Source organism: Sphingomonas sp. YR710, assembly GCF_900101455.1.
GTDB lineage: Bacteria > Pseudomonadota > Alphaproteobacteria > Sphingomonadales > Sphingomonadaceae > Rhizorhabdus.
In genome coordinates this window covers 80,342-93,138 of record NZ_FMZJ01000014.1, presented here as the reverse complement: position 1 = coordinate 93,138, position 12,797 = coordinate 80,342, and the positions used below count along the sequence as shown (strand labels likewise).

The 12,797-nt window shown below is 63.1% G+C and carries 9 protein-coding genes and 1 tRNA gene; 3 read left to right on the top strand and 7 right to left on the bottom strand.

Annotation, left to right across the window (positions count from 1 at the left end; translation table 11 throughout):
- Window positions 1-176: 176 nt before the first annotated feature.
- The 3 genes from BLS13_RS16065 to BLS13_RS16055 are packed head-to-tail and all read right to left on the bottom strand — an operon-like array spanning window position 177 to window position 3,293.
- On the bottom strand, window positions 177-1,343 hold the full coding sequence (locus BLS13_RS16065) for a D-alanyl-D-alanine carboxypeptidase family protein (RefSeq protein WP_093453679.1): 1,167 nt from the start codon (window positions 1,341-1,343) through the stop codon (window positions 177-179).
- Window positions 1,340-2,263, bottom strand: coding sequence for a septal ring lytic transglycosylase RlpA family protein (locus BLS13_RS16060; RefSeq protein WP_093453638.1), 924 nt, complete (start codon window positions 2,261-2,263; stop codon window positions 1,340-1,342). Before BLS13_RS16060 ends, BLS13_RS16065 begins: the two co-directional genes overlap by 4 nt.
- A gap of 31 nt (window positions 2,264-2,294) precedes the next feature.
- The gene (locus BLS13_RS16055) at window positions 2,295-3,293 is read right to left on the bottom strand and encodes a lytic murein transglycosylase (RefSeq protein WP_256325931.1); all 999 of its coding nucleotides are present in this window, start codon (window positions 3,291-3,293) and stop codon (window positions 2,295-2,297) included.
- Between the two features lie 277 nt (window positions 3,294-3,570).
- On the opposite strand from BLS13_RS16055, the gene BLS13_RS16050 reads away from it, so the two are divergent.
- The 3 genes from BLS13_RS16050 to BLS13_RS16040 all read left to right on the top strand — a co-directional run bounded on the left by BLS13_RS16050 (window position 3,571) and on the right by BLS13_RS16040 (window position 8,048).
- Window positions 3,571-3,660: transfer RNA gene (locus BLS13_RS16050), tRNA-Ser, on the top strand.
- Window positions 3,661-4,896: 1,236 nt separating this feature from the next.
- The gene (locus BLS13_RS16045; RefSeq protein ID WP_093453636.1) at window positions 4,897-6,672 is read left to right on the top strand and encodes a type I secretion system permease/ATPase; all 1,776 of its coding nucleotides are present in this window, start codon (window positions 4,897-4,899) and stop codon (window positions 6,670-6,672) included.
- On the top strand, window positions 6,669-8,048 hold the full coding sequence (locus BLS13_RS16040) for an HlyD family type I secretion periplasmic adaptor subunit (RefSeq protein WP_093453635.1): 1,380 nt from the start codon (window positions 6,669-6,671) through the stop codon (window positions 8,046-8,048). The genes BLS13_RS16045 and BLS13_RS16040 overlap by 4 nt, the downstream gene beginning before the upstream one ends.
- A 198-nt stretch (window positions 8,049-8,246) precedes the next feature.
- Here BLS13_RS16040 and pelF read toward each other — a convergent pair whose 3' ends face one another.
- The 4 genes from pelF to BLS13_RS16020 are packed head-to-tail and all read right to left on the bottom strand — an operon-like array spanning window position 8,247 to window position 12,791.
- Complete coding sequence (pelF, locus tag BLS13_RS16035) at window positions 8,247-9,755, bottom strand: GT4 family glycosyltransferase PelF (RefSeq protein ID WP_093453633.1); 1,509 nt, start codon at window positions 9,753-9,755, stop codon at window positions 8,247-8,249.
- Window positions 9,752-10,474 carry a hypothetical protein gene (locus BLS13_RS16030; protein ID WP_093453632.1) on the bottom strand — a complete coding sequence of 241 codons (723 nt, stop codon included), beginning with the start codon at window positions 10,472-10,474 and terminating at the stop codon, window positions 9,752-9,754. Before BLS13_RS16030 ends, pelF begins: the two co-directional genes overlap by 4 nt.
- A complete protein-coding gene (locus BLS13_RS16025) occupies window positions 10,471-11,421 on the bottom strand; it encodes a hypothetical protein (RefSeq protein WP_143011984.1) in 951 nt (316 codons plus the stop codon). The genes BLS13_RS16030 and BLS13_RS16025 overlap by 4 nt, the downstream gene beginning before the upstream one ends.
- Window positions 11,421-12,791 (bottom strand): hypothetical protein, encoded by a 1,371-nt coding sequence (locus BLS13_RS16020; protein ID WP_143011983.1) that lies wholly within the window; start codon window positions 12,789-12,791, stop codon window positions 11,421-11,423. Before BLS13_RS16020 ends, BLS13_RS16025 begins: the two co-directional genes overlap by 1 nt.
- Window positions 12,792-12,797: the final 6 nt, after the last annotated feature.

Genomic DNA, 12,797 nt, shown 5'->3' with positions numbered 1-12,797 from the left:
ATCCTCCCCCGCCAGGGGGAGGTGGCTGCGCACAGCGCTGACGGAGGGGGAGGACACAATGGGCGAGGAAGGCGAGCAGCCGATCGCAGGTCGCCGCCCGCCCCCTCCGTCGCCTTCAGCGCCACCTCCCCCTGGCGGGGGAGGATGTGGAAGAGTCGATCGATTGCCACGGCTCGTCAGATCAGCCAGCGCAGCCCGGCCATGATCCGGCCGAAAAAGCCCGCCTTGCCAACATCGCTTGCCGCCACCAATGGCAGGGTCTGCGGCGGCATGTCGGCGGTGGTCACGACCAGATCGGCGATATGATCGCCTTTCTTGAACGGCGCCTTGATCGGCCCCTGATAGACGACCTTGGTCTTCACGTCGCTGCCGAGCCCGGCGGGAATGGTGATGGCGAGATCGTTGGGCGCGACCAGATCGACGGTCTGCGCGTCGCCCAACTGAACCTCGGCCACCTGAACCTTGCGGCCCTTGGCGACGATCTTCTTCGATTGCCAGGCGCGGAAGCCCCAGTTCATGAACGATACCGACTGATCGATCCGGGCAGAAGACGATGTAAGCCCCGCCAGCACCAGCACGAGCCGGCGGCCCTGCTGCTCGGCCGATCCGGTGAAGCCGTAACCGGCCTCCTCGGTATGGCCGGTCTTCAAGCCGTCGGCGCCCTGCACCCTGCCCAGCAGCGGATCGCGATTGGCCTGGGTGATGTCGGCGCCGCTCCCCAATGTCTTGCCCCAGGTGAAGTTCGGGCGGCTGTAGAAGGTCTTGTAGAGCTGCGGGTGATCGGTGATCGTCCGTTCGGCCAAGGTCGCGAGGTCCCGCGCTGTCACATAGGTGACACCGGCATCGGGCCAGCCGTTCGACGTGCCGAAATGCGAATTCTTCAGGCCCATTTCCTGCGCGCGCCGGTTCATCAGCGCGACGAATGCGGGTTCGGTTCCCGAAATTCCCTCGGCCAGCACAACGCAGGCATCGTTGCCCGACAAGGTGACGATGCCGAACAGCAGGTTGGCGACGCTCACCTGTTCGCCGGGCGACAGGAACATCGTCGATCCGGCGGCGGGGCCATGCCATTGCTTCCAGGTTTCCGGTCGCACGGTAATCATCTGGTCGAGCTTGAGTTCGCCCTTCCTGACGAGATCGAACGCGACATAGACCGTCATCATCTTCGCCATAGACGCCGGCGGCATCCGGCGATCGGCATCCTTCGCATAGAGAATCGCGCCCGACGACAGATCCTTCATGAACGCCACCGGCGCCGGAGTATCGAACGGCGGCGCCGCCGCCTGAACCGGCAGGCCGAGCAAGGCAAAGGCTGAGATGAGAGCAATCCGGTTACGCTTCATTGCGTCGATTTCCATTCCGAAACATGATCATTGCCGGCGATGACCACCAGCCTGGCATCCTGATAGCCTTGGCGCTGGACCTGCGCCAGCGCCGAACTGGCATCCGCCGCGTTGCGATAAGGCCCCATGCGGATACGCCACAACGCCCCTGCCGGCTCGACCCGTCCCGCCACATATTCGGCGATATCCTCGGCCTTTGCGCGATCGCCGACCGCCGTTACCTGGATGAACCAGCCGCCCACCGGCACCGCGGCATCGGGCACGGCCGCGGCGATCAGCGGCGGCGCCTTGGGATCGGGGGGACGATTTGCGAATCGGGCATTGAGCATCGCAAGCGCGCTGGTCGGTGCATAAGGGCGATCGCTTGCGGGCCGGCCCGATCGCAGCGCGAGCCGGTCTTCGTCCGATGGAAATACCCTGCGCACGCGGACGCGCGCGACGCCGCTGCGCTCGATCCCGAGCAGGATCGCGGTGCGCCGCGACAGATCGATGATCCGGTTCGAAACGAACGGCCCGCGATCGTTGATTCGCACGAGCACCGTGCGGCCGGTATCGAGCGCGGTGACCTCGACATAGCAGGGCAACGGCAGCGTCTTGTGCGCCGCCCCGACCCGATCCATGTCGAACAGCTCGCCATTGGCGGTCGGCCCGCCATGGAATTGCCCGCCATACCAGGATGCAAGGCCGACCTCGTCATAGTTCGGATCGTCCGCCGGTACATACCGGATACCGGCCACCTGATAGGGCTTGCCGACCTTGACCGGCGTATCGCTGACCGGCCCCGCCGGCCTCGGCGGCGACACCGGACGCTCGGCGGTGCGATGCGGCGCACGATGCGGCATCGGACGCGGCTGCCCGCCGCAGGCGGCCAGGAACAGGGCCAGCGACAGCGATGCGGTGCCGACGAACCGGCGTGTCATGCCGCTATCGTCGAAATCCCCCCATGCGTCCTCACTCCGCAATCGCATCGCCCAGCATCCCCACCGAGAGCGCATAGAAGTTCGAGCAATTATAATCGAGGATCGATCGGAAATTGGTGGTCAGCAGATAAGCGGTGCGCCCCTGCCCGTCCGGCTCGATCAACGTCGCCAGTTCGCTGTCGGCGGGCACCGGATTGCCCACCATCTGCACACCCTGCGTGCGCCATTCGGCGATCGTCAGCCAGCGGCTGTGGCGGGCATAGACGCGCGGGCAGGTCACCGGCCGTAACGGCGACACCAGGCTTGCGCGATCGAGCGCGTCGGGCACACGGACCGCAACGCCCCATGGCGTGCCCGCCTTCCATCCGGCATCGCGCAGATAATTGCCGATCGACGCCAGCGTATCGAGTTCGCTGCCCCAGATATCGACCTTTCCGTCGCCGTCGCCGTCGATGCCGGTGCGCAGATAGACGCTCGGCAGGAATTGCGGATAGCCGGTCGCCCCCGCCCAGCTCCCTTTCAGCTTTTCGCGCGGAACGCCGCGCTGGAGCAGCAGCATCGCGTTGAGGAATTCGGCACTGAACAGGTCGCGTCGGCGTCCCTCATATGCCAAAGTCGCCAGCGACTGGAGCAGATCGAAATTGCCGGTGAACGTGCCATAGCCGGATTCATGGCCGAAAATGGCGAGCATGATCCGCTCCGGAACACCGGTCTTCTGCTCGATGCCCGCGAGCAGCGGCCGCAATCGTCCATAGCGCGTGCGCCCCATATTGATCCGCACGGCATCGACATGGGCGGCCGCATAAGGCGCGAAATCCGGCGCGGCGGACGCGGCCGTGCTCGCCGGATTGCCGCCTGGTTGCGAACGATCGAGCCGAATAACCCGCGCGTTGAACCGCAGCCCCGCGATCGTCCGGTCGAACAGATCGCCACCGACGCCCATCGCGACCGCCTTCGGGCGTAACGTCATCAGAAATGCCTGCATCCCGCTGTCTTCGGCGGACGGGACAGGCGCGGCTGGCGCGGCCATCTCGGTCGGTTGGGCGGCCTGATCGCCTGTCGGCGTCACGGGCGCCATTGTCGCCTGCGCGGGTGCTTCCTGTGCGTGCGCGGCCATCAGGGGCATCAGGCCCGCGAGCGCCAGCAATTGCCCGATTGCCGGACGATATCGATGGCGCATGCTTGGCATCTTATTCCCTTTTGTCCGTCTCCTGATTGCCACAACCGGCGCGATCCGCGAAATCCTTTGATCGCGCGACTTGCACGCGGGGCCGCAGCGGGGATATGGCGCCCGTGCCACGCGATCCGGAGAGATGGCCGAGTGGTTTAAGGCAGCGGTCTTGAAAACCGCCGTAGGTGCAAGCTTACCGTGGGTTCGAATCCCACTCTCTCCGCCAAAAACCCTCTTCAGAAGGGCCCAAAAATACCAGAAATAGTTGATTTTCTGCCAATTTTGAGATAGCGCTTGTCTCAGTCGGTTGCTCCTGACGCCCCCAAACTTCACAGCAATCGGGGCACTTTTTGGGCACGAAATTGAGAGATGGGGGCATTCGTGCCCCCGCTGCTCAAGCCCAAGCGAGCATAATTGGCGCGATTTTACATATTGGGACTGATCAATACAGCCCGCACCAACGACGAATGAGGTGGCCCCCTCTGCCATCAACCCATCGTCGTAACCCAGCTCAGTTTGAGGATCGCGCACCTCATTCGCCCGCGACGATACGTTCGCGCAGGTCTGCCACGCCCGAAAGGTCAGCACGCGGCGCGATCGGCGCTTCGGCGCTGATCTTGGGATTTCCGCGCGTCGCCTGGCCGTCGTCCTCCACCGCATGTGGACGGACGGCACCGACTTCCGCTGGGGCAGCGAACCCGGCACCGCGGTCGCCTGATACGATCTCAGACAGGAGTTTTCACAGTTCTGCCAAGGCAGGAAGAGGTCCTCACGGGGACGAAGGTGGTCTGAGATCGCAACGACCGCAGCCCCGTCGCTAGCCGCGAGGGCGTTCCAAGGATTGATCCACGCCGCTTTTTCTTATCCACCATGGGGTGGCCACGTGTCGATCCCGGAGAGAAGCACGAACCCCGTGTGGCGATCTCAGCTCGGCAGAAAGCGAGTATTTGCATTTCGTCGCCTACCAATTGCTCACGACCGGCGCACTCGCGACGGCGGAGATTGGTCTGCGCCTGTTGACTCAGGCCGCGATAGAGAAGCGTTCGTCGCCGTCACGGTATACGACGGTTGTGGTCGGTCGGCAGCGTTACGCTGGTCGTGGTGTTTACCTATGCGCCGATCGTGACGCGCCAGGCCTTTCGGACCACGCGTAACGGCTAAAGTTCCCGCCGTGCATTCTGCACGGGCTCTCGCTGCTCCATGTATATGTCATAGCAAAATTAAGATAAGTGCCGCAGCATATCCTATATCTGCAGTTTTATCGATAATGGTTCCGATATTTTATAATTGTTAAACCGCACCGTGGCAATCCGTAGGTAAATATCCGAAGTTATCATGCGTGGTTATTGTGCGAGCTTCTGCCGGAAGGATTTGACCCTCGCAACGCCCGGCAGCGTGCATCGCACACTGGACCAAGGCGTGGACGGATCGATTCCCTTCCTGGATACAGCCGGGGCTTGTGATGGGTAATCGAAACACGCGATCCGAAAAGGTTCGAGGCCCTGAGCCGTCCGAACGCGCCGTGCTCGACAAGGCACTATATGCGTGCCGGCCTCACCTGCTTATGGTCGCCGTCTTCAGCGCCTTGCTCAATCTGCTCTATATCGCGCCAACGATCTACATGTTCCAGATTTATGATCGGGTGGTACCGACACGCGGCACATTGACGCTCGCCTTCCTCACTCTTGTATTATGCTTTGCGCTTATAACCCTTTCGGGGCTGGATCTCATTCGTTCGCGGACATTGGTGTGGGCAAGCAACCGGCTCGAACGGCTGATTGCCCCGATGCTTCTGTCTGCCCTGCTCCATCGTACCGACCAGAATCGCGGATCCTATGTCCTGCGCGAATTCGATAGCGTGCGCGGCGTGATCGCCGGTCCCGGAATGCTGGCGCTGCTCGATGCGCCTTGGACGCCGATCTATGTTGCCCTGGGCTGGTTGATCCATCCGGCGCTGGGGATGCTGGCACTGGCCGGATCATTGCTGCTGATCGGCGTCGCATTGCTGAACGAGCGTGCGATCAAAGGGCCGGCGCGCCGGGCGAATGACGCCAAGGCGCTAGCCTATTCGTCGCTGGATCGTTCGATCAACCTTGGCGAAACGGTGCGCGGGCTCGGCATGCGCCGGGCGCTGGTCGAACGCCATATGGGCGAACGGCAAATTTCCGCGGCGCTTGTCCTGCCGTCCAGCTTTCGGTCCGCGGCCTATCTTTCGACCACCAAATTCGTGCGTCAGTTGCTGCAATCGCTTGCACTTGGCCTCGGCGCTCTGCTCGCTGTTCAGGGGAGCATCTCGGCCGGAGCCATCTTCGCGGCATCGTTGCTGGTTACCCGCGCCCTCGCGCCGATGGAACAGATTGTCAGCGCCTGGCGCGCCATCGTTCAGGCGCGCAACGGGTGGGATCATATGCGCCAGCTGCTTGCAGGCGAGGAGGGCACATTTCGCCACACGTTATTGCCGATACCAACTGGCAGGATGAACGTCGAGGCTGCGGTGGTGGTGGCACCCGGCAGCCAGCGGATCATCATTTCCGGCATTTCCTTTTCGCTCGAACCCGGCGAATCGCTCGGAATCATCGGTGCGAGCGGAGCGGGGAAATCGACCCTCGCGCGTGCTCTCACCAGGGCCGCTCCACTGGCGTCCGGTACGATCCGGCTCGACGGGGTCGATCTGCGCGACTGGGACGAGGCCCAGCTTGCGACCCACATCGGTTACGCGCCGCAGGAGCCAGGGCTGTTTCCCGGCACGGTCAAGGAGAATATCGCCCAGTTTGATCCGCTTGTCGCGGTCGATCAGGTCTTCGTCGATGACGAGGTTGTCGAGGCCGCGCGGCTGGCCGGTGCGCACGACATGATCGTGCGGCTGCCAAATGGTTACGACACGCTCATCGATACCGGGGGGGCCGGCCTTTCGGTCGGCCAGGCAGCCCGCATTTCGCTGTCGCGCGCATTCTACCGGTCACCCCGCTACATGGTCCTCGACGAGCCCAACGCCTCGCTTGACGCGGAGGGCGAAACCAGCCTGATTGCCGCGATGAAGCGGATGAAGGAGGATGGTGTGACGCTGATCGTCGTCGCCCACCGCATCGGCGTTCTGGGAAATGTCGATAAGCTTCTGCTGCTGAAAAGCGGCCAGATCGAGCTGTTCGGTCCACGCGATAGCGTTATCCGCAAGATCATGGAGATGCAGGCCACGATCAGGCCCATGCCCACGGCACATGCAGGCGAACGGCGATGAACTACGCCCCTTCCCCCCGCGATGCCTTCAACCCGGCCCCGGAAAGCCCCATCCCTTATCACGATGTCAACGATGACGGCGCCCGGCGTGAATTGCGCGCAGGTCTGGCGCTTATTGCCGTCTTCTTCCTCAGCTTCCTGGGATGGGCGGCCTTTGCCCGGCTCGATTCTGCGGCTTACGCCGTGGGATCGGTAACGGTTGCAGGCCACCGGCAGACGATCCAGCACAAGGATGGCGGCATCGTTTCCTCCATCAACGTGCATGAAGGATCGGAGGTGCGCGCCGGGCAGGTGGTGATGAGTCTCGCGCCGGCCGAAGTCGAGGCCGCCGAGCGCGCGATGACGTCGCAGGTATTCGGCCTCCAGGCCCAACGGGCACGGCTTCTCGCCGAGCAGGCTGGCGCGCGTCATGTCGATGCCCCGCCGGAATTTGCCACCCTGCCGGCGGCAAGTCGCGCGGACGCCGCCCGGGCATTGGCCTTGCAGGAAACCGAACTGGCCGCACGGCGCGCAGCATTGGCGGGCCAGAAGCATATCCTCAACCAGCGCAGCGCCCAGCTGAGGGAAACGATCACCGGCTATCGCCATGAAAACAGCGCGACGACGGAGCAGAAGCGGCTGATCGGCGACGAGCTGGCCGGGATGCAGAGTTTGGCCGCGAAGGGATTTGCGTCGATCAACCGTGTGCGATCGCTGCAGCGGGCCGCAGCCGGCTTGCAAGGCCAGAGCGCCGAGCTGGAGGCCAATGCGGCCCGATCCGAAGCCCAGATCGGCGAGATGCGATCGCAGGCGCTCAGCCTCGACACCGATCGGATGCAGGAGGTTACGAAAGCCCTGCGCGAAACCGAGTTTCAGCTCAACGATCTTCTCCCGAAGCTCCACGCGCTGCGCGAACAATTGGCACAGACCCAGATTCGCGCGCCGGTATCCGGCCATGTCGTGGACCTGACGATGTTCACGGTCGGCGGTGTCGTCGCGCCAGGCCAGCGTCTGCTCGATATCGTTCCGACCCATCGCACGCTCGTCATCGACGGCCAGCTTTCTCCCACCGACACGGACGGCGTGCATGTCGGCCAGCGCGCCGAGGTAAAGATCATGTCGATCCAGGACAGGTCTCTCCCCATCCTGATCGGCGTCGTCACGCGTCTGTCGGCGGACAGCCTTACCGACCCGCGCACCGGCCAGCGTTATTTTACGATTGAGGTGGTCGTCCCGCAGGCCGAGGTCAATCGGATCACGACACTCCGGGGCATCAACGGCGGCTTACGCGCCGGCCAGCCCGTCCAGATCGTCATTCCGCTGCGCAAGCGGACGGCCCTGCAATATCTGACCGAGCCGTTGTCCAACGCGATGTGGCGATCGTTTCGCGAGCGCTGACCGCTGAGAGCCCATTAGGAAACTTAAAAGGTCGTTACTCCCGCGAAAGCGGGGGCCCCATGGCTCTCCCCCCAAGCAGCACCATGTTTTGATGCAGACATAGCCCTCGTCTTCGCGGGGATTGCAGGAATTGGGGTCAGGCAAGCCCAAGAAGACCCGGTGGATGTCAAAACACGGATCATCGAGCTGTCCCCCGGATCATTCCCGCACGAACGGCTGGCTCGCCGCGCAAGCGAGCGTCTCGTAAAGCGCCGCGTAGCGATGGTGGAGACTGTCACGGTCGTACAGACGACGAACGCGCGCGCGCAGGGTCGCGCCCATCCGCCGGCGAAGATCTTCGTCATCGAGCAGCCGGAGGATGGCCCTGGCGGTTTCCTCGGGGCATCGGAGCGGCGTTATGATCCCGCCAGGCTCCCCGTCATTGCTATCCGACGGGCGCCCCTCCAACATCTCCCGGCAACTACCGACATTGGAAGCAACGCTCGGAATCCCGCAGGCACCGGCTTCCAGGATGACGAGCGGCTGCGCCTCCGACAGGCTGGTCAATACGATGACGTCGATCACCGGCAACCAGTCATCGATTTGAACCCTGCCGGCAAAGTCGAACCGATGGCCGATGTTCAGCAGCCTGACCAGATCGCGACATTCCTCGGCATAACCGAGATCCTCATCCACCGGCCCGAGAACTTCGAACATGACGTCCGCGCGATGCGAAAGGATGATGGCCGCGGCCCGGATAAAGGTTTCGATGTCCTTGATCGGCACGACCCGGCCGATCAGCGCGACGGTCAGCAGCTCATGATGATCCTGTCGCCTGATCGCGGCGAACCGTTCCAGATCGACGCCGTTCGGGATGACGGCAAGCGATGCCGGCGCGGCGCCCAGCCTGGCCTGGATGAGGCTGTTGGCCTGATACAAGGCGATGATCGGGTTGCAGGCCGCGTAACAGGTGCGGGCATAGACGGAAAAGACACGGCACCAGAGATCGCGAAGATCGGGCGTGTCGTTTGCAAATGGCAAACCGATGGCGATGCGATCGCCGATCCAGTCCGCCATCATGATTTCGATCTGGCGCTCCAGCAGATAGATGCCATGTTCGGTGATCAACGTCGGTCGGCCGGTTTCGATGCGCGCCCGCGCCGCGAGCAGGCCGGCAAACCCGGTTGAGATTGTGTGATACACCTTCGCTCGCGGGAACGGCGCGAGCAAAGTCGCCAGCAATCCGCCCAGCAACGTGCGCAGCGCCCAGAAGAAATGATGGAAGGACGATAATGGCAGCGTCCGTTCAAAATGGCGCGTCAGGCTCGCAAAGACGACGGGGTGGGTCAGCACATCGTCGATGGCGGGCTGAGGGGACAAATCATGCAGCGTATCGAGCACGCGCGCGAGGCGACCGAGCCCGCCATTGTCCATGAAATCCAGCAGCTCCCAGGCCAGTTGCTCCATCAATGATGAATCATAGTGCGTTCCCGGGCGGCCGGGCCCGGGCGTAAGTGACAATTCCTGCAGGATCATCACATTGTCCGGCGGCTTGATGCGCCGTTCCAGCACGTCATTGCCCGCCTTGATGGCCACGATCGCGAAGCGCACGTCGGGCAGATTTTCGATCAGATCCTGCAGCCAGCTCGATACGCCACCAACGAGGAACGGATACGCCCCCTCGACGATGACGCACACATCGAGGCCGTCCTGATCATATCCGCTCATGAGACGATTGACCGCTTCAACGCGTCGGTATCGGCAAGCATCTGCAGCCGCGCCGTCGGCGACAACAGAACATTATATGTGCCATGGGCGCTGAGGAATTGGATGAGACTGGCAGGATCCCCCGTCCGTTGAAGACGGCGCTCCAGCCGCGCGCGCGTCCTGTCGCAATTTTTTGCGATCTGGGTTGAAGCCGCCGCAGCCAGGGCCCGTATCGTTTGATCCGAATCCAGCAGCGCCGCAGCCACGATCGGCGAAAGCCGGGGCTCGAACGAACGCACGGCGATTTCAACGGCGCGCATACGATCGTTGACATCGCCATAGCGCAGAACGCTGATCAACGATCCGACCTTTGCCGCGGTAATGAGCGGGAGCCGTCCTTCCAGCAGCGCCTCGGTGGCACCCAGGCCGACCGCACCGGTATCCTTATTTTCCACGTCATCATCATCATCGAAGCCGACCTGCCCCCGCCCCCGCCATCTTCCGGTGAGGCTTGCGAACAGCAGAAAGGCCAGGCATCCCGGAGGTCCGAGCGAGCAGGCAATCAGCGCGGATACCGCGTCCAGCCTGTCAAATGAACGCTTCTTGCCGATGATGATCCCGATCGCGGCGAGCGTCGTAAAGAGATGCACACCGACAAATATGGCACGATATGCTCCTTCCGCCGCCAGGCCGATCGCGATAGCGTCCAGCGCCGCAAGAATGGCGATCCAGCCAATCACATTGCCCTGTTTCGTATGATGGGCGCTTCGTCTTCGCGGGCCAGTTTGAGGAATGATGGTGCCAATTGGGCAAAGGCTTCCCCCAGCCCGCCCGTTGCATCCGCCAGTTCAAGCAGGCCAAGACGCGACAGCGGTCGTGATTTGAGGCTGTGAAACAGCAATATCCCGATGGTGATATCGTCCGGTGCGCGGATCGCCAGCGCGGCGATGCCAATGTCTTCGAAGAGCGCCCATCCGCCCTCTTCGGCGGCCAGCATCAGATGCTCGCCGTTGAGGAGTCGGTGCGCCAGCGCCGACCCTTCGATGCTCCGCAACGGCCGCTTCGCGCCGGTGCCGCGGGTCAGTGGTCTGATCGTCGTGCCTTCGACCATATAATATGTGAAATCGTCTTCCTTGCTGGCAACGCTGATCAGGTGCGCGGCGATTTCCGCGAATTTGGACGGCGTCGCCCTGGTGAGCGCGATTGTCGACGTCATCACGTCGGCGGTTTCATCGTCGCTTGTCGCGACGCGCACCTGCAAATCGCGGTTCACCGCCATGATCAGATCGAAGGCAGCGGAAACCTTGATAATATCGTGTTCCAGCCTGGTACGGGCTTCCAGTGAGCGACGCAGCTTGGATCGGCGATAGGCCGTCAATTCGCCGATGCAGATCGCCGCAAGAACCCAAAGCAACGGCGTAAGCGACATGTGCAGCAGATGATCGAACGGATCGTCCCCCGGCGACAGCGGCACCTGTTGCGACACGATCCACCAGCTGCTCGCGACAATTGCGGCGGACAGCCCGGACCCCGAGCCATAAGTCATTGCCATCGCGACGACCGGTATCCAGTAGGGGTTCGGGTTGAATTGCACGAGCGCCCCGTCCAGTCGATAATCGAGCCAGCCAAGGCAGCCGAACATCGCCAGCATCTCCAGCGATATCCTCAGATGGGGGTGCTTGCGCATCATAGGCGCCCCAATGCCCTGGTGAAGGACACGCGCAGAAAATATTGCCGGCCAGGAAAATCGGGCCGGCTGATCGAACTGACGCCGGTTGCCAGTTCCGCTCGCCAACCATGATATGCGGTACTGGCGTTGATCGTGGCGGTAGGGCCACTTCCGCCAAACCGGTCCTTCGTCCAGCCCGCGCTCCCGCCCAGCTGGACAATGCCAAACCGTTTTCCCGTCGCCAGCTGCACCGTATGATTCTCGCGATTGCTGAAGGGCAGAGCCAAAGCCCCTCCGGGCCGGAGCGTGAGCCGGCCGGGATATTCCGCTTCGAGCCGATAGGTGAGCGTCAGCCAGGGTTCGCGTCGCCGCAGCAGATAATCGAGCCCCCCGGTAACGCTGACGGTGCGGGCCACGACGCCTTCGCCGGCAAGACCGTAGCGATTGATATATCCGTCGGCCTGGATGACGGCCTTTGACGATAGCCGCAGCGTTCCGCCGATCGAGATCCGGTTGATGAAGCCGCCGCCGACCGCCTGCTCCGCCGTCGAGATATCCGGCAGGTGATAGGCGCCCAGCAGGCGCAACTCCCGTTCCGGCGGGCCGAGACGAAGCTGGCCGCTAAGCCCTGCCGATCCTCTGCCGATCCAGGTTGCGCCGACCAGATCGACCCGCGTGGTGGGACCGACAAACCCGCGTGCGGCAAGCTCCAGCATCGTGTGGCTTTCGCGAACCTCATGTCCGATGCCCGTGCTATCGATAACCGGATCGGCATGCGTGCGCACGACGCGGATCGCCGCTTCGGCGGCGACTTCGGCGTATATAGGCAATGTGCCCCGCACGGTGCCGTCGATCTGCCGAAAGCCTGTGCCATCGCGCGCCAATACCGTCACGCCGATCGCCCCGCCCAATTCGCGGACGATGCGCCCCGCGTCGTCATCCTGTGCCCGGAGCATCAAATAAGCGCGACCGGCCCGCAACCGCGCGCCAATCGCGGCATCTGAATCTGCCAGCGCCCGTTCAACGCCGGGATCGCGGGGATATTGCCGGACGAGCCCCAGCAATTGCGCGCGCGCACGGTTCGGATAACCGGCGGCCTGGTTCGCAGCGGCGGAGGCCAGCGCGAAATCCTTCGCGGCCGGATCGACCGCGGGGGAAGCGGGCTGCTCTATCAGCTTTGCGAAGATCAGGCGAACGCCATTGTCGCACACCTCGGCACTGGCGGTATCGCCCGCCGCCGCCTGCAGCAGGAAGCTGTTCTCGTTCCATTCGAACCGCCCGATCCGATCGCCGACCGCATGTTGCATCGCCCGGATCTGGTCCGGCGGAAGCGGATGATCGAAACGCGCGACGATTTCATTATCCCTGGTTTCCAGCTTCACCGACACCGGGCT